Genomic DNA, 19,481 nt, shown 5'->3' on the forward strand with positions numbered 1-19,481 from the left:
ATGCCGTCTTTTCCCTGATTTTAGCGTGTAGCAGGGCCGAATAGCCACTTTGGCCAGAGGTTTGGCCCAGAAGGTTGGTTGGGCTGTGTGTCGCGGGCATGGGTAAGGGCCTTTGGCGGCCTGATGCGGCGCATCGGGTTTTGGCAATCGGCGCGCGCGGCAAAAGCCCAGACATAGGACTAAAAGGCGCTTGGGGTTCCCATGGGGGTACTGGTTCGCCTAATCCGGGTACGGGGGTCAGTGGCCTTTGATCTGGATGGCGAAACCGCGCCTTGCGCCGCTTGGCGGTGGCGGGAATGGGGCCGCATTGCGCACCACTTGCAGGGCCGCCCGGTCAAGCGTGGAGGACCCCGAACTGCGCGACAATGAGACTGAGGCAAGGCCGCCGCTGGACGTAACCGTGAAAGAGACAACCGCCGTTCCACGGGCATTCACCTTGGGCCGACCAGCACGAGACAGTTTGCGCATGACAAGGCCGGGGTAATTGCTGGCCGAAGCGTTGCCGGTGGCGGCCTTGCGACCGGCGGCACCGCTGGTCGGGCTCTTTGCGGCGCGATTGCCTGTCAGTTCGCCCGCGCGGGTGTTGTGTTTTGCGCCGCCGCCGCCTTTGGGAGGGACGGCTTTGGGTTTCGGTGTCGGTTTTGGCTTCGCGACCGGTTTGTGCGCGGCTTCGAATCCTGGGGAGCGCACGCGTGGGCGGAGTGAGCGGGAAACAGCGGCGCTTTTCGGGGCTTCGCCGGTCAGGCGGTGCACAGGTGCGGCAGCGGGGCTGATCGGGTCCGCCGATTCCGATGTCGCCAAGGGACGCGGAGCGGAGGCCGTGACCGGCGCGGCCTTGTCCGGAGACAGGGGCGACACGCGGGTCGGCGCAGCGGTCGGCGTCAGTGCTGCGCGTTGGTCCGGTGCGCCTTTGTCAGGCTGACGTACGGCCAACGCCACACCTGCCTCCGCCTTGACCGGCAGGGCACGCGAAGAGGGGGCCACGGGGTTCAAGGGGCGCGCGATGGCTGTGTCATTGGCATGGCGCAACGCCGGGCCGGTCGCGGCCGGTTTGGCGGCAACGGTGGTCCGGTCGGGTTTTTCGATTGTGTCCCGGGGGCGGGCCGGGCGCGTCTCTTCCGGCGTCACTTTTTCAGCGGTGTCCTTGGGGGGCTCGGGGTCCGTTTTCTCTGGCGTGGCCTTTTCGGCGGTCTCTTTGGCCCGGTCCGGGTCTGTCTTGTCAGGATCGGCTCTTTCGGCGGTGTCCTCGGCAGGTTCAGGGGCGACGCGCCCTGCGGACATATCGGCAAACGACGTGCCCAACCGCACCTCGGGCCCGCCGGGTGCACCGTCGATTTGGGCCTCTTGCGGGGAGGACAGGGTCAAGGCAATGGCCCCATGCGCGACCAGCGCCAGTGACAGCGCGGCAGTTTTGGCAAGGCGGGAGGAAGCGATCATTTCAGGGCCTTTTCGGTGACGATAATCACCTTTTCTGCCCCCGCCACACGCAGATCCCGGGCGATGCGGATTAGCTGGGCCGCCTTGAGATTGCGGTCAGGGACCACGCGCACCCGCGCCTGCGCGACAGGCGGCAACTGCGCGAAATAGGCGGAAACCGTGGTCAGCGGTGCGCCTTTCCATGTGATGCGCCCGTCTGCGTGCACGACAAGCGTATCTGCGGGGGCGGTCCCGTCAAGCGTGGCGGTTCGGACCAGTGTCAGGGTCTTGTCCAGCGGGCGTGCCAGCGTTCCGGCGACGAGGAAGAAGATCAGCATCAGGAAAACGATGTTGATGAGGGTGATGGTGGGTTCCCGTTCGGAAGTCTTGCGACCGGCGCGTTTCATGTCGCCTCCAGTACCGTGATGTTCAGGCCGGGGATGGTGCGGATGGTGACCAGCAGATCGGTCAGGCGCTGCGCCGTCACGTCCGCTTGCAGCGCCACGACCACCGGCAGCTCGCCAGCCGTCCGGGACAGATGCGGTTTCAGAGCGTCGGCAAGGGCGGTCATGTCCCGTTGGGTGCCGTTCAGGCTAAGCCTGTCCATTTCAAGGCGCAGGAACACGGGCGCGGTGGCGGAGGTCGCCCCTGTGCCACCGCCGCCCGCCGCCAGTTCCACCTCGGCGAACTTGGTAAAGGTCGAGGTGAGCATGAAGAAAAGCAGCAGGAGAAAGATCACGTCGATGAGCGAGGTCATCGACAACCGCCGCCGTCGGTGGTGCTTACGCATGGACGGCAGAGCGGACCGGCGGGGTCGCCACCTCGACCTGACCGGCGGGGGCCAGAATGGTGCGCAGCGCCTTTTGCGCCAGCACGCGTTCCGCATCCATCCGGCCTTCGAACCAGCTCAGCACAAGGGCCGTCGGCATGGCCACGGCAAGACCGACCGCCGTGGTCAGCAGGGCAACCCAGATCCCGCCCGCAAGGAGTGAGGGATCGACCTGCGCCCCGGCGTCCTGCAGCGCCTGAAAGGCAGAGATCATGCCCAGAACGGTGCCGAACAGCCCCAGAAGCGGTGCCAGCTGCGCAATGGAATCGAGCAGCCGCAGACCGGATTCCAGCCGCGCGAAACGGGCCTCTGCCTCGGCGCCCAGCCGTTCGGCATCTAACTGACCGTCGAGCGCCATGGCCACCACGGGGCGCAGATAACTGCGCGAAGCGTCCAGATGTCTGCGTGCGGCCATGCGGTTGCCCATGTCCCATGCCTCGACAGCCTCGCGCAGGGCCTTGTGCCGTCCGACACCCGCAGCGGCGAATTGCCAAAGCTTGTACAGGATGACGGCGGCCACCAGAATGGACAGCGCGCCAAGCAGAATGACCACCGGGCCACCCAGATCGAATATCCTCAGAAGAGCCGCGCGCACCGTGTCGATCATCCGATGATCTCCACATCAGTGCGGCTGCGCAGTTCCAGCCCCTTGGTGCAGGCGCCGGGAACGATGCCTTCACCGCTGCAGGTTTCTGCACCATTGATCAGCAATCGACCCAGCCCGGCGCAGGCCAGGCCGGAGATGATGAACTGCCGCACGCGCGGCCGCGCGGCGGGCAGTTCCCCAAAATCGAACAACGTCATGCGGTTCACCTGGCCATCCGTGTCGAACAGGACGGCCTCATACACCGCCTGTTCGATGTCAGTCGTATGGCCGTTCTGGATGAGGAAGCTCATCCGGCACGCATCCTCGACGGGTTCCAGCGCATTGAGTTCGATGGACAGATGTGCGCCCTGCACCTCTTGGGCCGCGACAGACCCTGCGGCCAGAGCGGCGGCAAGGCATATGGCGGCAAAGCTTTTCTGGAATGCGCGCATGGCTCCAGCCTCCGATTTCCCGAATTCTACTTGGCTGGGGTCACGGCCCTTGCTGGATGGCAAAGAGATACCAGCCAGAGTGGGTGGACTCAATACCCAATAAAAACCATAAGGTATATTTTGCCGCGACGCATGCGCCGGTTCCTCAGTTTGCCTTGAGAGAGGCGCAGGGGTCGTCACGGGTGGTCGGTGGCACGATGCGGATGTCGTCAAAGGGCACGTCTGTCGGACCTTCGACAAAGGCGATGGCATGGGTTGTGACACCGGGGGCGGCCCGCGCGATCTGTGCGGGCACGCCCCAGTCGGTGCGGGCATGGCCGTTCCCCGCGATCACAGCGACGGGCGCGCCGTAGGTCTCCAGCGCGGCCAGCGCCGCACGGGCAAAGACCGCGTCGCGATAGCGCTGGACGGCGACCATGCCCGCCATCATCTCAATCGGCATCGCCTGACAATGGGCATCGAATTGCAGCGCGGCGCGTGTCGCCTGTTGGTCGGCGGGCAGGGGCAGGTCCAGACCAAAACGCGGCGCGTCAGCCCCGAACAGCCCGGCGGGACCATCGTTGTAGACAGAGCGGACCGTATCGCGCGGGGCGGCGGCCCCGACAATCCGTGCCGCGCCCAGAGCGTCGAAAATCGGCGCGTAGATCGGGAAATCCCGCCAGCCGCTTGCCTCCCATGCTTGCGCGATCAGCGTGCGGTCGGCATCGGCTTTGGCCGCCTCGTCCGGCGTCAGCATTTCAAAGACGACAGCGGTTGGCCGCAGGTCCGCAAGCGCGGCGGCCTGTCCCAGATGCGCGTCGGGGTTGTCGTGAACCTCACCCAGAATGACGATGTCGGGGCCGGGATCGGCAACGGCGGATCCAGCAAGGCAGAGAATGACGGCAACAAGGCGCATATGCGATCCTTTCAGGCAGAGGCAGCGTGCGGCAGGACATAAGGAATGCCCACCGGCGGCGGGGCAGAGACGCGCAGAGTACACCGATAAGCGCGCGACAGCGTGTCATCGGTCAGCACCTCAGCCGGGGTTCCAAAGGCCAGACGCTGCCCCTCTGCCAACACCGCCACCCGGTCAGCATAGAGCGCGGTCAGGTTCAGGTCATGCATCACCGCGATGACACCTCCGCCAGCGCGGGCGAAATCGCGCGCGATCTCCATGACCTGCAATTGGTGCGCGATGTCGAGGCTTGATACCGGTTCATCCAGCAACAGCCAGCGCGGCTCTCCGTTTTCGACCGGGGCCCAGACCTGTGCCAGAACCCGTGCCAGCATGACCCGCTGCGCTTCGCCGCCCGACAGATCCTGAAAAAGCCGGTCAGCATAATGGGCCAGCCCGACGCGGGCCAGCGCCTGCATGGGCACCTCTGGCCGGTCGCCGGCGGACCCGGATTGCAACCCGATGCGGACCACTTCGAGGACGGTAAAGGCGAATGCAAGGCGGGAAGATTGCGGCAAGACCGCCCGCAGTGCCGCCAGCGCCCAGGCTGGTTGGTCCGCTACCGGACGGCCATTCAGGCGGACCCGGCCGTCATGCGGAATGGTGCCGTCGATGGCCCCCAGCAGGGTGGATTTCCCCGACCCGTTTGGGCCGACAATGGCCGTGACTTCACCGGGTTGGGCCTGCAGGGTGACGCCGCGCAGGGCGTCAAAGCGGCCATAGCGGACGCGGATTTCTTCGGCTTCGAGTGTCATAGTCCGACAAGCCCCCGACGTTTCAACAAGATCCAGAGAAAGACCGGCGCGCCCAGCACGGCGGTCACGATGCCGATAGGAAGCTCGGCAGGGGCGATCACCACGCGGGCAATCACATCGGCAAGGACCAGCAGGCTAGCCCCCAGCAGCGCCGAATTCAGCAGAAGCGTGCGGTGATCTGGCCCCGACCACAACCGCAACAGATGCGGCACCACGATCCCGATGAATCCGATCCCCCCCGAGACCGCAACCGCCGCCCCGGCGGCCCCTGCAACGGCAAGGATGGCGATGTTTTTCATCCGCTGGACGTTGATCCCGATATGGGCGGCAGTGGCCTCTCCCAGCGCCAGACCGTTCAGGCCACGCCCCAATGCAAGCGCCACGCCGATCGACACCACGATCAGCGGCCCGACGGACAGGACCTTGGCGAAACTTGCGCCCGCCAGCGACCCCATTCCCCAGAAGGTGAGGTCACGCAATTGCCGGTCATCGGCAATGTAGACCAGAATACCTGATAATGCCCCTGCCAGTGCCCCCAGCGCGATCCCGGCCAACAGCATGGTGGCGACAGAGGTACGCCCGTGCCGGGTGGACACGCGGTACAGCACCAGCGTCGTTCCCCACCCCCCAAGAAAGGCGGCGAAGGGCGTCAGCTGATTTCCGGTCAGGTCCTGCACCCAGACCGGCAGAAAGGCCCCCAAAACGATGGCTAGGACTGCACCCAACCCGGCCCCCGCGCCGACCCCGACGATACCCGGATCGGCAAGGGGATTGCGGAACAACCCCTGCATGGTGGCCCCCGATACGGCGAGGGCCGCCCCCACGAGAATGCCCATGGTCAGGCGCGGCAGGCGGATGTCGAACAGAATGACGCGCTCGATCTGGCCTAGCTCCGTGCCGCTCAGGAGTTTGCCGATGAGGGCGGTCAGGGTCACATCCGCCGCCCCCACCTGAAGGCTGAGCAGCGCGCAGAGCACGAGCACGCCCGCAAGTTGCCAGTGCAAGTTGCGGGCGCGGGACTGCCGGTCGCGCGGCAGGTCAAGGTCGTCGGTCGTCACGGACATCCGATCAACCCGACTGACCGTAAAGCGCCTGTTGCAGCGCAATGACGGCGTCCGCAGTGCGCGGCCCGAACCCCAGCATCAATAGCCCGTCCATCCGCACAACAGAGCGGGTTTCAGCCGCCGGGGTCAGGCGGATGGCCGGCATGGCGAACAGGTCGCCATTCTCGGCGGCATGATCGCCGCTGCGTTTCATCATCAGGATGACATCCGGCGCGGCCAGCCCGACAGCCTCGTCGGTCAACTGCCTGTAGCCGTCGAATTCGGTGACGGCATTGACGCCCCCGGCCATACGGATGATCGCGTCTGCCGCCGTCCCGCGCCCTGATGCGTTGATCTTGCCGCCTTCGGTGGACAGCACAAAGAGCACGCGCTTGCGGTCTTCGGGCGCAACATCGGCCTGCGCCTGCGCCGCCTCCAGCTTGGCACCAACCTCTGACGCCAGCCCGTCCGCCCGTTCGGGCACGCCCAAGGCGTCGCCGACAACAGCGATCTTGTGCAGGATGCCTTCGGCGCTATAGGCCTCGGGGATCTCGACAAATGTGACGTCGGCGGCGCGGATCACATCCAGCGCCTCGGGCGGGCCTGCGCCCTCCGTCGACAGGATCAGCGCGGGACCGACAGAGAGCACACCCTCGGGCGACAGCGCGCGCATGTAGCCGACGTCCGGCAGGCTTTGCACATCCGGCGGAAAGGTCGAGGTAGTGTCGCGGGCGATCAGTCGATGCTGCTGGCCCAGCGCCACGATGATTTCTGTCACCGATCCGCCGATCGACAACACATCGGCCTGCGGGTGCGCCGGGGCCGGCTGCTGGGCAGAGACCGTCCAGGCGACCAGCGCGCCGAACATGGCGGTCGAGAGGCCGGTGAACATGCCGATGCCACCGGCAGAGGGGCGGCGTGTCATGCGGTCACCTCTTCAAGCGCGGGTAAAGCCGCGACAATCCGGCCCCACTCCGGTCTCGAATCGCGGCCTTCCTTGCCGACACCAAAGACTTGGAAGATGATGCCGCCATCGGCGTCGAACGCCTCGACGGAAATGGCCGATCCGCGCTGGGTGGGCTTTTCGACGGCCCAGACCTCGGCCACCTTGTCCAGACGCAGGTGCAGGTTGAATCCGGGGTCCATGACGTTCTGCCAGGGTCCCATCGCGTGCAGTTTGTGGATCGGACCAGAGTGGATCTGGATGCACCCGCGGTTCCCGACAAAGATCATGACCTCTGTCCCGGCCCGCTGCACGGCCTCCAGCATGGTATTGACGGCCTCGGGTGCCAGCGGGCGAACGAAAGGCGCGCCTGCGATACGGTATGCGCCTAGCCGGTTCATCTTCAGCTTGGAACACAGCCTCAGGAACTGGTGCGTATCGTTCAGCCGGGCCCATTCGTCGCGCAGGATGTCCAGCTTGTCGGGGCGCGACCTTGGCGGCTCGGTGGGTTTGCGCGGCGCGACCGCCTGACCCTCGGCCTGATCTTCCAGCGCAAGGCCCGCGACGACCTCCTGCCATGCGTCGTGGTGCGATGCGTCACGCAGATGGATCTTGTGGATCGCGTCGCCCGCGGCGTCAAATATCTGCAGGGACCGGCGCGGCAAAGCGCCGTCGACGCCGGGAACCTCGACCGCGTAGGCATGGACCCACTGCGACGGGAAGATGCGCAGGTCGATCTCTTCGTTCAGGACCATCGCAGCATGTTCGCCGGGGTGGTAGTTGGCGTAATGCCCAACCTTTTCATGCACGCAACCGGCGACCCGGGTCAGGGCCATGACCTCGCCAAGGCGTTCGGCAGCGGCCATGATCCGGTCGGGATGGGCCGCGATGCGGGTCGCACCTGCGCCCACCTGCGCCGCGACAAGCTGCGCCTCGCCTAGACCCAACTGGTCTGCAAGGTCGCGGGCGCGCATCTTTGGGTGGTCTGCCTGGGCGGCGCGAATGTGGTCAGGGGTCAGCACGGTCTGCTGGGTCATGGGCATCCTCAGATCATGAAAATCATCCGATGGCTGCGCCTGACCGTGGCCTGCGTGGCTCTCGCAAATTACTTGACTACTTTAGTCTGGTTAATGTAGCGCTGCAAGCCGTCGCGATAAGATTTATCGCCCAGGCAACAATTCGCCTCCGCCAGCCCTTCGCAAGCCGCGGCCAAAACACTCGGACACGAAGGAAAGTGGAAATGCTCTCTCCCCTCTATCGCGGGACCACCGCGCTTGTTTGCATGTCGCTGGCATTGCCTGCGGCAGCGCAGGACTATCCCGGATTTCTCGGCACGCTGATTCTGACCGGCGGCAAACGGGACCTCAGCTTTGGCACGGCGCTGTCGCGCACTGTGATCGACGAAGAGGAAATCGAGGATCGTCAGGCCAGCACCGTTGCGCAACTGATCGATTCCGCCCCCGGTGTGACGCTTGTCAACGGCACCACGCCACAGGGGTCGGGCATCAACATTCGCGGTTTCGGGGCAAACACGACCTATGGCTCGGACCAGAAGATTGCCGTTCTGGTGGACGGCGCCGCGGTGGGATCGGAGGAACTGTATCGCATCGGCACGCAACTGTTCACCGATCCGATGCTTTACAAACAGGCCGAGGTCCTGCGGGGCACCATCGGCAGCTTTGCCTATGGGGCGGGGATTGTCGGCGGCGTGGTCAAGCTGCAGACCAAGGATGCCGGGGATTTCACCGGCGGCGAACCGGGGTTCGGCGGCGCGCAGACGTTCGAGTTCAGCTCAAACGGCGGCGGCAAGGTCAGTTCCACCACGCTGGCGTGGCAGCCGACACAAGGCGCGGAGTTCCTGCTCAACTACACCCTGCGCGATCAGGGGGACCTGACCGCCGGTGACGGCAAAACTATCGGCAACAGCGCGTTTCGTACACCGTCGGGTCTGGCCAAGGCCAAGTTCACCTTTGGTCAGGACGACGCCCATGAACTGACGTTCAGCTATTCGCAGACCATCGCCGACGACAAGGATGTGCCCTATGACCAGTTCGCCACGACCGGCGGAAGCTTCGGCAATGTCGACCGGCTGACCGACACGCGACAAGCGGTGCTGGACTACCGCTACAATCCGGCCAGCGACCTTGTCGATCTGCGGATGAACCTGTCCCACGCCGATCAAAAGATCGAATACGCCTATGTCCCCGGCTCCTCGCCGCTGGAGGGAACGCCGACCTTTCCTTTCCTCGTCGGCACCGTGAACGCGGACCAGCGGTATCAAACCTCCAAGCTGACCCTGTCCAACCGCGCGCTGTTCGGGTCGGATATGATCGGGCATGACCTGCTGGCCGGGGTGGAGTTCATCCGCAAAGAGCGCAAGGACAACGGGGCCGCCGGTGCTCCGGGCGGTACGGATCGGCGGCTTGCGCTGTTCCTGATTGATGAGATCACCATGGGCGCGGTCACAGTCACACCGGCGCTGCGCTACGAAACATCCAAGGTCGAAAGCGCCACCACCTTTGGCACCTTCAAGAACGACGCGTTGATGGGCGGTCTGGCCTTGGCCTATGATTTCGGCAATGGCCTGTCCGTCTTTGGAAGCGCGGCCTATACCGAGGGCCTGCCGATCATCGACGATCTGGGGGCCGGCGCCGTCGCGATCGACAAGATGCGCAAGACGGAAAAGTCGCATACCTTCGAACTGGGGGCCGAATACACCGGGGCGGATGTCTTTGCCTCCGGCGACAGCCTGACCCTTCGTGGCAACGCCTATGCGACGCAGATGTGGGACATCACCAGTTACACGGTCGCCGGATCGACTTCGACAAACCTTGAGCGGGTCGAGACGCGCGGTTTTGAACTGGAAGCCTCATACGGACATGCGACCGGCCTTTACGTCGATGTGGCGGGCCACATCGGATCGGGGGAAGAGTTTGCACCGGGCGCTAGCGGGATCGACTGGCGCAACGCCGCCGCAGATCGCCTGCAACTGACCCTTGGCCAGAAATGGAGCGACCGGCTGGATCTCAGCTGGGAGATGGTCCATTCAGCGGATCGGCGCGATGCCTTTGGCGCGGATCTGCCCACGGCCACCGTCCACAATCTGCGCGCAACTTGGCGGCCTGAGCTGACTAGCTGGCTGGACAGGACCGAAGTCCGCTTCGGGATCGAAAACGCGCTTGATCTGGACTATGTCGGCCACCTTTCATCGCCGACGCGCAAGGCTCCGGGCCGCACGTTCAAGGTGAGCCTGACAAAGGCGTTCTGATCCTGAACCAGAGCAACGAAAGGGCGAGGGGGGAGGGCATTGCCCGGTTCCCCCTCGTCCGGCGCGTCCTGCCCATCGGGCAGACTGCCCTTGGCATAGGCGTCACAGAAGACGTAGGATGAAATCGGCCGGGGAACGGGGCGGTTCCGCCTCACACGATCCGTGCCCTGCAGCCGCACAACGCCATCAAACCCCGGTCTCACCTGAAAGAAAGCGCGCCTCCCTTGGATGACAAACCTCTCACTCTCCGCGAATTTCTGCTGAATGCCTGCCGTGTCGACGGGTTGGACCGCGACCTGATCCCGCTGCTCGAAGATATCGCCACCTCCTGCCGGGTCGTGTCGCATCTTGTGCAGAGCGGCGCGTTCACCGGCACCCTTGGCGCGGCTGGATCGACAAACGTGCAGGGCGAAGCGCAGCAGCAACTGGATGTTCTGGCCAATGACGTCTTTGTCCGCCACTGCTCCAGCAGCGACCGCGTCGCGGCGCTGGTGTCCGAAGAGGTCGAAGAGGTCTACTGGCTCAAGAACAATCCGGGGCCGGGGGATTACATCGTCTATTTCGATCCGCTGGACGGGTCTTCGAACCTTGCGGTCAACATGTGCGTCGGCTCGATCTTTTCAGTGGTGCGTCTGGATCGTGAGATCGACGCCAGCGATGACAGGTCGGTGCTGTTGCCCGGGTCCAGTCAGATTTGCGCGGGCTATTCGGTCTACGGCCCCTCGACATCCTTTGTCCTGACCACCGGCAACGGCGTCACCGGGTTTACCCACCAACCGGGCACAGGGGAATTCCGGATCACACATCCGGACATGAAAATCAGCGAAACCGGCAGCGAATTTGCGGTCAATGCATCGCGCTATGCGCTATGGGACGCGCCTCTGCGCCGCTATTTCGACGAATGCCTAGAAGGTGACAACGGACCACGGGGCAAGCGGTACAACATGCGCTGGGTCGCCTCGATGGTCTCCGAGGTGCACCGCATCCTGACGCGCGGCGGTGCCTTTATATATCCCTGCGATGACGGCAACCGGGAACAGGGCGGCAAACTGCGCCTGATGTATGAGGCCAACCCGATGAGTTTCATCATCGAACAGGCGGGTGGCCGCGCCTCTACGGGGCTGGAGCGTATTCTGGACGTTGTGCCCACCTCACACCATCAACGGGTGCCGGTCTTTTTGGGGTCGAAATCCGAGGTGGATGTGCTGGACCAGTATCACCGTGAGGCGCAGCAGGGCTGATGCCTTGCCTGTGGCGGCGGGGACCGCCGCCACAGCGGAAAGATCAATCGTCAGGCCGCCATGCGGTCCGCGATCAGCGCGATCAGCGTGTTGTGGTCCTTGTCGAAATTGCGGATGCCCTCGGCCAGCTTTTCGGTGGCCATGGCGTCGGCGTTCATGTCCCAGCGGAACTGCGCCTCATCCATCTTGATCGGGGCCATGCCGGTTGCCGCGTCGGGTGACAGGACGCGGGGCAGGTCCGAGGTGTCGGCAGCAAGGGCGTCCAGCAGCTTGGGCGCGATGGTCAGGTTATCGCAGCCCGCCAGCGCCTTGATCTGGTCGGTGTTGCGGAAGGACGCGCCCATCACCACGGTCTTGATGCCGTTGGATTTGTAGTAGTCATAGATGCCGCGCACGGATTTGACGCCGGGATCTTCGTCGGGGGCATAGCTGTCGCGGCCTTCGGCCTTTTTGTACCAATCGGTGATCCGGCCTACAAAAGGCGAGATCAGAAAGGCACCGGCATCGGCACAGGCGACGGCCTGCGCCATCGAGAACAGCAGCGTCAGGTTGCAGTCGACCCCTTCGTCCTGAAGGATCTCGGCAGCGCGGATGCCTTCCCAAGTGGAGGCGAGCTTGATCAGGATGCGGTCCTTGCCGACCCCGCGCGCCGCGTAGTCGGCCACTATGTCCCGCGCACGCGCCACGGACCCCTGCGTGTCAAAGGACAGCCGCGCGTCGACTTCGGTCGAGACGCGCCCCGGCACCAGTTCGGTCAGCTTGGCACCAATGGCGACGGTCAGGGTGTCGGCCACGGCCTTGGCATCCAGCCCCTTGTCGCGCCCGATCCCGATCTCGGCCGAGACCAGCGCCTCGGACGCCGGGTCCTTCATCGCTGCCAGCACCAGCGACGGGTTCGTCGTGCAATCGACGGGTTGATAGGTCTTGACCGCCGCAACTTCGCCGGTGTCGGCGACCACGGTGGTCATCTCGCGCAGTTGATCCAATACGGTTGTCATGGTGTCTTGCCCCTTGCTGACATCGACGCAGTTTTGGCGCCGGCGATGTTAGCGCCCTAATTGATACCGGATAAAGGGTAAAGCCCGCAGCCGGGACCGGCAAGGGCCAGAGGCCGGATACAATCGGTCAGTCGATTGGTCTTGGCGGAGCACAGCCGGGGCGCTGGCCCTGAATGCGCTCTCCACCAAGAGGCGAATTGCCGGGTGGCTGGCGGGGGCAGTTCAAACCACTGTTCGGCCGGTAAAACGTCGGGCCGCGGTCCGGTTCGGGTGCCAGACGGACCGGGTGACACATCAAAGAGTGACGTTAGGGCAGTCCGCCAGTCCGTTAATGCTTTACAGAATGATATTCCGGCCTTTAGGCTTTTACAGGAAGATTAGAGCAACAGGGATTATTCACATGCCGGCAAACCCTTTCATCGCCCAAGTCATACCGTTCGCAGGCAATTTTGCGCCCCGGGGCTGGGCCTTTTGCGATGGGCAGCTCTTGCCGGTCAGCCAGAACACGGCGCTCTTTTCGCTGGTTGGCACGATCTACGGCGGCGACGGGCGGACCACATTCGCCCTGCCGGACCTGCGGGGGCGCGCGGCGGTAAATCCGGGGCGCGGACCCGGCCTGACACCCTATACGCTCGGGGAAAAGGGCGGGGTTGAGACGGTCACGCTGACCGAACTTCAAATCCCCAATCACAATCATAGCGTGAAGTCGCGCGCGGAATCCCGCGGTGGCAACCTGACGGACCCGGCGGGCAATATGCTGGCGTCGGGTACGACAGTGTATCGTGCCAACACACCTGCGGACGACGTGGACATGGATCCTGCGATGATCCAGGAGACCACCGTCGGCGGCAGCCAGTCGCACAACAACATGCCACCCTATCTCGCGTTGAATTTCATTATTGCACTGCAAGGGGTCTACCCGTCGCGAAGCTAGGGTGGCGCTGACCAGCCGCATCCCGTGACGGACCGCCGGACCGTCGTTCCAAGAGAGCCATTACAGACACAGAAAGTTCCACCATGTCAGAACCATTTCTTGCCGAAATCTCGCTGTTCGGGGGTAATTTCGCGCCGCGCGGATGGGCCCTCTGCGATGGTCAGATATTGCCGATCAACCAGAACCAATCGCTCTATTCCCTCTTGGGGACAACCTATGGCGGCGATGGGCGCACCTCTTTTGCCTTGCCCGATCTGCGCGGTCGAATCCCGGTGCATTCGGGCAATGGCTCGCAGGGGCCCGGGCTGTCGCCATACAGTCTTGGTCAAAAGGGCGGCGCAGAGTACGTGACCCTGACCGTGAATGAGCTGCCCGCGCACAACCACGGCGTCAAGATGCGGGCCGAATCCCGTGGCGGCAACCTGACCGATCCGGCCGGCAACATGCTGGCATCGGGATCCGCGATCTTTCGCGCCAATACACCGGCGGACGATGTGGATCTGGATGCCGCGATGATCCAGCAGTTCAACGCTGGCGGCGGCCAGTCGCACTACAACATGCCGCCCTTTCAGGCAGTGAATTACATCATCGCTCTTCAGGGTTTGTTTCCGTCGCGCAGCTGACGGGCATCGGGGACGGAGGCAGCGCCGCGCCAAAGGCCGACCTGCCCGTCTCCCGTGGGATCGAACATAGATACAAAAGGGAATTGCAAGATGTCTGAACCGTATGTCGCCCAAATCACGATGTTTGCGGGCAACTTTGCGCCACGCGGATGGGCCTTCTGCGATGGTCAGTTGCTGGCGGTTTCGCAGAACGACGCGTTGTTCTCGCTGCTGGGGACGATCTATGGCGGGGACGGGCGCACGACGTTCGGTCTGCCGGATCTGCGCGGACGCGCAGCGATACACGCAGGCCACGGGCCGGGTCTGTCGGATTACCGCCTTGGGGCAAAAGGCGGCATAGAACGTGTGACGCTGACCCAAAATGAAATGCCCTCGCACAATCACAGCGTCAAGATGCGGGCTGAATCCCGTGGTGGCAACCTGACCGATCCGGCCGGCAACATGCTGGCATCCGGGTCCACGATCTTTCGCGCCAACACTCCGGCGGACGATGTGGATCTGGATGCCGCGACGATTCAGCAAAACAACGTCGGCGGCAGCCAGTCGCACACCAACCTGTCACCCTTTCTGGGGGTGCACTACATCATCGCTCTGTTCGGCGTTTATCCGTCGCGCAACTGATGCGACCCATTGAAACAAAGGAGAGCGCCATGGGTGTTCTGAACAGTCTTACACGGCGCGCGGTTCTGGCAGGGCAGGCGGCCCTTGCGGGCCTGACCGCATTGCCGGGAATGGCATTCGCCCGCACTGAAACCACCGCACCGGTGGTCAAGGCGGCGGGACCGGTCGCGGTCAAGGCCCCGCGCTGGCATGATGCCACAGCCGAGGAACTGGCCAGTCTGGTCGGCGACAGGTTCCGCGTCTCCACCAAGGCGCATGGCAACGTGGTGCTGAAACTTGTCGCGCTGGAGCCGGGGGCCTCTGGTCCTGCGCGCCCCGGCGAGCTTGTGCGCCGCGAAAGCGTCACCGCGCTGTTCGACAGCCCGGATGTCGCGCCCTTGGTTGCGGACGGTCACGGTGTGCACCGGGTCTGGCATCCGCGCATGGGGGCGGCCGATCTCTATATGACGGCGGTGCCGCGCAAACATGGCGGTGCCGACATCGCGATCGTCCTGAACTGAGCCGATCGGTGGACCTGATCCTGCGCCCGGTCCGTGCTGCGGATCGGGCGTTTCTATTGCATCTGTTCACCGAGGCGCGGCCCGACCTTGCCGCCCTGCCACTGCCAGAGGGGGCGCGGCAGCAGATGATCGACCTGCAGTTCGACGCCCAGAGCCGGGGCTATGCGCAGGCCTTTCCGCGCGCCAGTCATGACATCGTCCATCTGGACGGGCGGGACGTGGGGCAACTGCGTCTGGACCGGGGGGCAGAGGCGCTGCATCTGGTCGATCTGTCGGTGCTGTCGGATGTGAGGGGCCAAGGGCTTGGCGCCCGCCTGTTGCGCGGCATACAGCAAGAGGCCACAACCGCAAACCAGCCCGTCAGGCTCAGCGTTCAGCACGGCAACCCTGCCGCCGGGCTCTATCGGCGGATGGGGTTCGTGGCGACCGGCGACACGGGCGTCCATCTGACGATGGAATGGTGCCCCTGATCCGCGATCAGTTAAAGATGATCTCGTAGCGGGTTGCGTCTTCGGTCTGGTTGTAGGGCGACAGGAACAGCGCGGCAACGCCAAGGCCGGGCAGGGTGATCTCCCACGCGCCCTGTTGCAGCATCGGCGAAAGCGGCCCGCTGAGGGTCAGGGTAAAGCCCGTGCGCGCCGCATCCTCGGGCTGGGTGTGGTCGGGATGCGGCGCGACCGCATCCAGTGTCAGGGGCAACGCGCCTTCAGGCGTGGCGACCGAAACGGGCTGGCCCACCAGCGGTTCCAGTTTGTCGGCGGTCAAAGTCGAAATATCCATGGGCGATCTCCGGGCAGCGGGCGACTATTTTGCCCTTTATGCAACCATACGGGGGGTTTTCAAGTTCCAGATCCCGGCTTATGACTCAATAAACGGGGATTCCGTTAAGCTTATTATCAAATATGCGCGTCGCAAGGGGTGAGCACATGGCAACGTTCGATTTCAATGACGGGGGCGTGGTGGTCAATGCCTCTTCGGTGGCATTCAATGACACCGGTGTCAATTTCACGATCAGCACGGTGGGCAACCCCGGCGCTAACCAGATTTCTTACAGCCCGTCCATTGCACCGGACGGCTCTTTTACGCTGTCGGACTTCGGCACGCTTGGTGCGTTTACCTTTGACGTCGCTGGCACAGAGGTGAACCAGTTCTTTGCGGGCAACGGACTGCAACTGGAGATCGGCACGGTTTATTCCGGCAATTGGAACGTGACTTTCGTGTCCGTCAACGGCGACAACGTCACCAACAACATCACGGTCACCAACGTCACCAGCAACCAGATCATCAATCTGGGCGCAGAGACCAAGGTGTTTTCGGAAATCCGCTTTACCGCGACCAACCCGGGTGGTCTGGCCATCGACAGTCTGAACGCCACCTTGCTGTGCTTCCTCGAAGGCACGTTGATCGCCACCCCGAACGGCACCAAACCGGTTCAGGACCTGCGTGCGGGCGACACCGTGCTGACGGCGACCGGCGGCACCACCACCGTAGCATGGCTGGGCGAACAGCCGGTTCAGACGGCGACGACAAATCCCGCCAAGGTCAACCCGATCCGCATATCCGCCGGTGCGCTGGGTGACACTGTTCCCGCGCGCGATCTGCTGGTCTCGCCCGACCACGCCATCGGCATCGACGGCTATCTGGTCAACGCCAGCGCCCTGATCAACGGCAGCACCGTGACCCGTGAGGCCCGGATGCCCGGCGCGGGCTTTACCTATTTCCACGTCGAGACCGGCACACATGAGCTGTTGCTGGCCGAGGGCTGCCCGGCGGAAACCTATGTCGATTTCATCGGTCGCGACGGTTTTGTGAACGGGGCAGAGCGCACGGACGCACCGGCGATCCCGGAAATGGCCACGCCGCGCATCAGCGCCGCACGCCACCTGCCGCCGCAGATCCGCGCCCGTCTGGAGACCCGTGCAGAGGCATTGGGCCGGACCATCCGCGCCGCTTGATCGCCGCTATTTTATTGTGACTCGCGCCGCGCCCGGGGGATTGACTTCCCCGGGCGCGCTTGCCCTTCTCCGGGTGCCGAATGGGAGACCCTGACATGACCAGCCCCGCCGCGCCGACCGACGCAGCCGCTCTTGACTCCGTCAATGCTGAACTGGCCCGCATTGCCCGCCACCAGAATGCCGGCCGTTTTGCGGAGGCCGGTACAGCCTTGGACCGCTTGCTGGAGCAATACCCCGGCCATCCCCGTCTGGTGCACCTCAAGGGGTTGAACCTTGTTCATCTGGGGCAAGCCGAAGAGGGTATGGCGCTGCTGGACGAGGTCATCACCCATCAGCCCGAAGACGTGGCCGTTCTGGTCGATATCGGAACCCTGCTGGCGCAGCAGGGCAAGATGGACGCCGCCCGCGAAAAGTTCCAGACAGCGGTCGAGGTTGCGCCAAATTATGCGCTGGCCCATGCCAATCTTGGCGCGGCGCTGGTGGTGGCCAAGGATTACGCCCGCGCCATTCCGCATCTGGACCGCGCCATTGCTCTGGATCCCGATGTCCTGGACGTGCACCTGAACCTCGCGCAGGCCTGCCTGCGCACCGGCCATTTCCAGCGCGCCGTCGATGTACTGTTCCGGGCGCTGGCAATCGACCCGCAGTCGGTGGCGGTGCATGTGAACCTCGCTCACGCGCTGTTTCGCCGGGAACGCCACGAGGCTGCGGAACACCACGCCCGCCGCGCCATCGAACTGGCCCCTCAGGCCGGGGAGGCCTGGCTGCATCTGGGCAATACGCTGGCCGCCTCCGGCCGGATGGAAGAGGCGGCGCAGACCTTTCTCCGGGCTGCGGCGCTGCCGGGAATGGCGCTGTCGGCCTTCACGCGGTTGGCGAACCTGCGCAAGATCAAATCCGACAGCCCCGAATGGCAGGGCTTGCAGGCGGTGGCGCAAAAGGCCGACCAACTGCCCGATGAGGCCCGCGCCACGCTGGAATTTGCGCTTGGCAAGGCGCAGGACGATCTGGGTGATCCCGACGCCGCCTTTGCCCATTATGCCGAAGGCAACCGCCTGACGCGCGCCCTGTTTCCCTACGACCGCGCCGCCAATACCGCCCGCGCCGAGCGGCTGCGCGCGCTGGTGATTCCCGCGCTTCTGGACCGCCACGCAGGTGCCGGGCTGCGCGGCGTGGCGCCGGTTTTTGTCTGCGGGCTGCCGCGCTCTGGCACCACCTTGATGGAGCAGATGTTGTCGCGTCATCCCGCCGTGCAGGCGGGCGGAGAGATGCTGGCGGTGCAGCGCGCCTTTCAGGCCAACCCGCGCCTGCGCGCGGTCTTGGAAGAACGCGCCGCCGACACCGACCTAACCGATGATGATTTCACCCGGCTGGGCGAGGAATATCAGGCCTTCCTGCACGGCGAGGGGCTGCGCAGCCCCCGCGTCACCGACAAGATGCCGGGCAACCAGCTTTACATCGGGTTGCTGGCGCTGGCCTTGCCAGAGGCCAAATTCCTGATCATGCGGCGGCACCCGCTGGACGGGCTGATGTCGAACTACCTGCAAAACTTTGGCCAGAACCAGCCGGTCTCGACCGACCTTGAGGATCTGGCCGAATCCTGGCGTCAGTTCGACCTCAATGCCAAACACTGGACATCTCTGCTGCCGGACCGCGTGCAAGAGGTCCCCTATGAGGCACTGGTCGCCGACCCCGAGGGGCAGGCCCGCGCGGTGCTGGAATTTCTAGGGCTGGACTGGCACGGGGATGTGCTGGATCACACGGCGTCCACGCGGCAGGTCAATACCGCCTCGGTGGCGCAGGTGCGTGCGCCGATTTATGGCACCTCGGTTGCCCGCTGGCGGCGCTATGGTGCGCATCTGGGACCGCTGGCCAAGGCGCTTGGCGAGGCATTGACCGCCGAGGAGCGTTTGGCCTGTGGGCTGGATGCCTGAGTCTTGACCCCACAGACCATCTCCGACCTGCTGGCGCTGGTCGATTTCACGCTGACCCGGGGGACGATGCCGATCAGGCGTTGGCGTTGGCGCTGGCGGTCGAGGCGCTGGATATACGTCCAGATGATCCCGCGCTGAGGCGCGGCGGGCCGGGCTGATGATGCATATGGGACAGCCCGAGGCCGCCGTCAGCGCCCCGCGGGATCTTCTGGACGATCTGGCCAGCGCCGCCCCCGGCATGACAGACCCGAACTACTGCGGTTTTTCAAACTGGGCGAGCAGGGCGGCCATGTCGATTGCGCGCTGGCGGTGATGGACAGCGTGACTGCGCGCGCGCTTATTTCACAATTGACCGCGCAGTTTCTGGCCAGCCGGGTGCGGCTGATTGTGCTCCCGGACGCGGCAGAACGCGTGACCGGTGGGCTGGAACAGCGCCTTGCGCCGTCGCG

23 protein-coding genes are annotated in these 19,481 nt (G+C 64.4%); 11 read left to right on the forward strand and 12 right to left on the reverse strand.

Annotated elements, in window-relative coordinates:
• Window positions 1–237: 237 nt before the first annotated feature.
• The 10 genes from VOI21_RS09050 to VOI21_RS09095 all read right to left on the reverse strand — a co-directional run bounded on the left by VOI21_RS09050 (window position 238) and on the right by VOI21_RS09095 (window position 7,995).
• On the reverse strand, window positions 238–1,437 hold the full coding sequence (locus VOI21_RS09050) for a TonB family protein (protein WP_323769516.1): 1,200 nt from the start codon (window positions 1,435–1,437) through the stop codon (window positions 238–240).
• On the reverse strand, window positions 1,434–1,823 hold the full coding sequence (locus tag VOI21_RS09055; RefSeq protein ID WP_323769517.1) for a biopolymer transporter ExbD: 390 nt from the start codon (window positions 1,821–1,823) through the stop codon (window positions 1,434–1,436). Before VOI21_RS09055 ends, VOI21_RS09050 begins: the two co-directional genes overlap by 4 nt.
• Window positions 1,820–2,206: a biopolymer transporter ExbD gene (locus VOI21_RS09060; RefSeq protein ID WP_323769518.1), complete on the reverse strand. Its 387-nt coding sequence runs from the start codon at window positions 2,204–2,206 to the stop codon at window positions 1,820–1,822. The genes VOI21_RS09055 and VOI21_RS09060 overlap by 4 nt, the downstream gene beginning before the upstream one ends.
• A complete protein-coding gene (locus VOI21_RS09065) occupies window positions 2,199–2,852 on the reverse strand; it encodes a MotA/TolQ/ExbB proton channel family protein (RefSeq protein WP_323769519.1) in 654 nt (217 codons plus the stop codon). The genes VOI21_RS09060 and VOI21_RS09065 overlap by 8 nt, the downstream gene beginning before the upstream one ends.
• Window positions 2,849–3,283: a hypothetical protein gene (locus VOI21_RS09070; protein ID WP_323769520.1), complete on the reverse strand. Its 435-nt coding sequence runs from the start codon at window positions 3,281–3,283 to the stop codon at window positions 2,849–2,851. The genes VOI21_RS09065 and VOI21_RS09070 overlap by 4 nt, the downstream gene beginning before the upstream one ends.
• Before the next feature lie 145 nt (window positions 3,284–3,428).
• Window positions 3,429–4,178, reverse strand: a complete 750-nt coding sequence (locus tag VOI21_RS09075; RefSeq protein ID WP_323769521.1) for a ChaN family lipoprotein — start codon at window positions 4,176–4,178, stop codon at window positions 3,429–3,431.
• 11 nt (window positions 4,179–4,189) lie between these two features.
• On the reverse strand, window positions 4,190–4,972 hold the full coding sequence (locus VOI21_RS09080; RefSeq protein WP_323769522.1) for a heme ABC transporter ATP-binding protein: 783 nt from the start codon (window positions 4,970–4,972) through the stop codon (window positions 4,190–4,192).
• Entirely contained in the window at window positions 4,969–6,036 is a 1,068-nt protein-coding gene (locus VOI21_RS09085; protein ID WP_323769523.1) for an iron ABC transporter permease, read from the reverse strand. Before VOI21_RS09085 ends, VOI21_RS09080 begins: the two co-directional genes overlap by 4 nt.
• 4 nt (window positions 6,037–6,040) lie before the next feature.
• Window positions 6,041–6,940 (reverse strand): heme/hemin ABC transporter substrate-binding protein, encoded by a 900-nt coding sequence (locus VOI21_RS09090; protein WP_323769524.1) that lies wholly within the window; start codon window positions 6,938–6,940, stop codon window positions 6,041–6,043.
• Window positions 6,937–7,995, reverse strand: coding sequence for a hemin-degrading factor (locus VOI21_RS09095; RefSeq protein WP_323769525.1), 1,059 nt, complete (start codon window positions 7,993–7,995; stop codon window positions 6,937–6,939). The genes VOI21_RS09090 and VOI21_RS09095 overlap by 4 nt, the downstream gene beginning before the upstream one ends.
• Before the next feature lie 203 nt (window positions 7,996–8,198).
• On the opposite strand from VOI21_RS09095, the gene VOI21_RS09100 reads away from it, so the two are divergent.
• Both VOI21_RS09100 and VOI21_RS09105 read left to right on the forward strand, forming a co-directional pair.
• Complete coding sequence (locus VOI21_RS09100; protein ID WP_323769526.1) at window positions 8,199–10,226, forward strand: TonB-dependent receptor domain-containing protein; 2,028 nt, start codon at window positions 8,199–8,201, stop codon at window positions 10,224–10,226.
• A 224-nt stretch (window positions 10,227–10,450) separates the two neighbouring features.
• A complete protein-coding gene (locus VOI21_RS09105; RefSeq protein WP_323769527.1) occupies window positions 10,451–11,467 on the forward strand; it encodes a class 1 fructose-bisphosphatase in 1,017 nt (338 codons plus the stop codon).
• A gap of 50 nt (window positions 11,468–11,517) precedes the next feature.
• On the opposite strand, the gene tal is transcribed toward VOI21_RS09105, so the two are convergent.
• Window positions 11,518–12,465 (reverse strand): transaldolase, encoded by a 948-nt coding sequence (gene tal, locus VOI21_RS09110; protein ID WP_323769528.1) that lies wholly within the window; start codon window positions 12,463–12,465, stop codon window positions 11,518–11,520.
• 400 nt (window positions 12,466–12,865) lie between these two features.
• Here tal and VOI21_RS09115 point away from each other — a divergent pair, with 400 nt between their 5' ends.
• The 5 genes from VOI21_RS09115 to VOI21_RS09135 all read left to right on the forward strand — a co-directional run bounded on the left by VOI21_RS09115 (window position 12,866) and on the right by VOI21_RS09135 (window position 15,613).
• Window positions 12,866–13,399: a phage tail protein gene (locus VOI21_RS09115; RefSeq protein WP_323769529.1), complete on the forward strand. Its 534-nt coding sequence runs from the start codon at window positions 12,866–12,868 to the stop codon at window positions 13,397–13,399.
• Window positions 13,400–13,482: 83 nt separating this feature from the next.
• On the forward strand, window positions 13,483–14,022 hold the full coding sequence (locus tag VOI21_RS09120; RefSeq protein WP_323769530.1) for a phage tail protein: 540 nt from the start codon (window positions 13,483–13,485) through the stop codon (window positions 14,020–14,022).
• 90 nt (window positions 14,023–14,112) lie between these two features.
• The gene (locus tag VOI21_RS09125; RefSeq protein WP_323769531.1) at window positions 14,113–14,643 is read left to right on the forward strand and encodes a phage tail protein; all 531 of its coding nucleotides are present in this window, start codon (window positions 14,113–14,115) and stop codon (window positions 14,641–14,643) included.
• A 29-nt stretch (window positions 14,644–14,672) separates the two neighbouring features.
• Window positions 14,673–15,143, forward strand: coding sequence for a DUF6916 family protein (locus VOI21_RS09130; RefSeq protein WP_323769532.1), 471 nt, complete (start codon window positions 14,673–14,675; stop codon window positions 15,141–15,143).
• 8 nt (window positions 15,144–15,151) lie between these two features.
• A complete protein-coding gene (locus VOI21_RS09135) occupies window positions 15,152–15,613 on the forward strand; it encodes a GNAT family N-acetyltransferase (RefSeq protein ID WP_323769533.1) in 462 nt (153 codons plus the stop codon).
• A 7-nt stretch (window positions 15,614–15,620) separates the two neighbouring features.
• On the opposite strand, the gene VOI21_RS09140 is transcribed toward VOI21_RS09135, so the two are convergent.
• Window positions 15,621–15,923, reverse strand: a complete 303-nt coding sequence (locus VOI21_RS09140) for a DUF6916 family protein (RefSeq protein WP_323769534.1) — start codon at window positions 15,921–15,923, stop codon at window positions 15,621–15,623.
• A 146-nt stretch (window positions 15,924–16,069) separates the two neighbouring features.
• On the opposite strand from VOI21_RS09140, the gene VOI21_RS09145 reads away from it, so the two are divergent.
• The 4 genes from VOI21_RS09145 to VOI21_RS09160 all read left to right on the forward strand — a co-directional run bounded on the left by VOI21_RS09145 (window position 16,070) and on the right by VOI21_RS09160 (window position 19,345).
• A complete protein-coding gene (locus VOI21_RS09145; RefSeq protein WP_323769535.1) occupies window positions 16,070–17,098 on the forward strand; it encodes a Hint domain-containing protein in 1,029 nt (342 codons plus the stop codon).
• Between the two features lie 95 nt (window positions 17,099–17,193).
• The gene (locus VOI21_RS09150) at window positions 17,194–19,032 is read left to right on the forward strand and encodes a tetratricopeptide repeat-containing sulfotransferase family protein (RefSeq protein WP_323769536.1); all 1,839 of its coding nucleotides are present in this window, start codon (window positions 17,194–17,196) and stop codon (window positions 19,030–19,032) included.
• 3 nt (window positions 19,033–19,035) lie between these two features.
• Window positions 19,036–19,170, forward strand: coding sequence for a hypothetical protein (locus VOI21_RS09155; RefSeq protein WP_323769537.1), 135 nt, complete (start codon window positions 19,036–19,038; stop codon window positions 19,168–19,170).
• Between the two features lie 19 nt (window positions 19,171–19,189).
• Window positions 19,190–19,345, forward strand: a complete 156-nt coding sequence (locus tag VOI21_RS09160) for a hypothetical protein (RefSeq protein ID WP_323769538.1) — start codon at window positions 19,190–19,192, stop codon at window positions 19,343–19,345.
• The last annotated feature ends 136 nt before the right edge of the window (window positions 19,346–19,481 follow it).

Origin of the sequence: Antarctobacter sp. (genome assembly GCF_034670325.1) — a bacterium.
Classification (GTDB): Bacteria; Pseudomonadota; Alphaproteobacteria; order Rhodobacterales; family Rhodobacteraceae; genus Antarctobacter.

Coding starts and splice junctions, on each gene's coding strand:
- VOI21_RS09070 (WP_323769520.1), bottom strand. CDS start 3,283: ATGCGCGCATTCCAGAAAAGCTTTGCCGCCATATGCCTTGCCGCCGCT.
- VOI21_RS09150 (WP_323769536.1), top strand. CDS start 17,194: ATGACCAGCCCCGCCGCGCCGACCGACGCAGCCGCTCTTGACTCCGTC.
- VOI21_RS09090 (WP_323769524.1), bottom strand. CDS start 6,940: ATGACACGCCGCCCCTCTGCCGGTGGCATCGGCATGTTCACCGGCCTC.
- VOI21_RS09115 (WP_323769529.1), top strand. CDS start 12,866: ATGCCGGCAAACCCTTTCATCGCCCAAGTCATACCGTTCGCAGGCAAT.
- VOI21_RS09050 (WP_323769516.1), bottom strand. CDS start 1,437: ATGATCGCTTCCTCCCGCCTTGCCAAAACTGCCGCGCTGTCACTGGCG.
- VOI21_RS09055 (WP_323769517.1), bottom strand. CDS start 1,823: ATGAAACGCGCCGGTCGCAAGACTTCCGAACGGGAACCCACCATCACC.
- VOI21_RS09160 (WP_323769538.1), top strand. CDS start 19,190: ATGATGCATATGGGACAGCCCGAGGCCGCCGTCAGCGCCCCGCGGGAT.
- tal (WP_323769528.1), bottom strand. CDS start 12,465: ATGACAACCGTATTGGATCAACTGCGCGAGATGACCACCGTGGTCGCC.
- VOI21_RS09145 (WP_323769535.1), top strand. CDS start 16,070: ATGGCAACGTTCGATTTCAATGACGGGGGCGTGGTGGTCAATGCCTCT.
- VOI21_RS09120 (WP_323769530.1), top strand. CDS start 13,483: ATGTCAGAACCATTTCTTGCCGAAATCTCGCTGTTCGGGGGTAATTTC.
- VOI21_RS09080 (WP_323769522.1), bottom strand. CDS start 4,972: ATGACACTCGAAGCCGAAGAAATCCGCGTCCGCTATGGCCGCTTTGAC.
- VOI21_RS09100 (WP_323769526.1), top strand. CDS start 8,199: ATGCTCTCTCCCCTCTATCGCGGGACCACCGCGCTTGTTTGCATGTCG.
- VOI21_RS09065 (WP_323769519.1), bottom strand. CDS start 2,852: ATGATCGACACGGTGCGCGCGGCTCTTCTGAGGATATTCGATCTGGGT.
- VOI21_RS09130 (WP_323769532.1), top strand. CDS start 14,673: ATGGGTGTTCTGAACAGTCTTACACGGCGCGCGGTTCTGGCAGGGCAG.
- VOI21_RS09125 (WP_323769531.1), top strand. CDS start 14,113: ATGTCTGAACCGTATGTCGCCCAAATCACGATGTTTGCGGGCAACTTT.
- VOI21_RS09060 (WP_323769518.1), bottom strand. CDS start 2,206: ATGCGTAAGCACCACCGACGGCGGCGGTTGTCGATGACCTCGCTCATC.
- VOI21_RS09075 (WP_323769521.1), bottom strand. CDS start 4,178: ATGCGCCTTGTTGCCGTCATTCTCTGCCTTGCTGGATCCGCCGTTGCC.
- VOI21_RS09140 (WP_323769534.1), bottom strand. CDS start 15,923: ATGGATATTTCGACTTTGACCGCCGACAAACTGGAACCGCTGGTGGGC.
- VOI21_RS09085 (WP_323769523.1), bottom strand. CDS start 6,036: ATGTCCGTGACGACCGACGACCTTGACCTGCCGCGCGACCGGCAGTCC.
- VOI21_RS09095 (WP_323769525.1), bottom strand. CDS start 7,995: ATGACCCAGCAGACCGTGCTGACCCCTGACCACATTCGCGCCGCCCAG.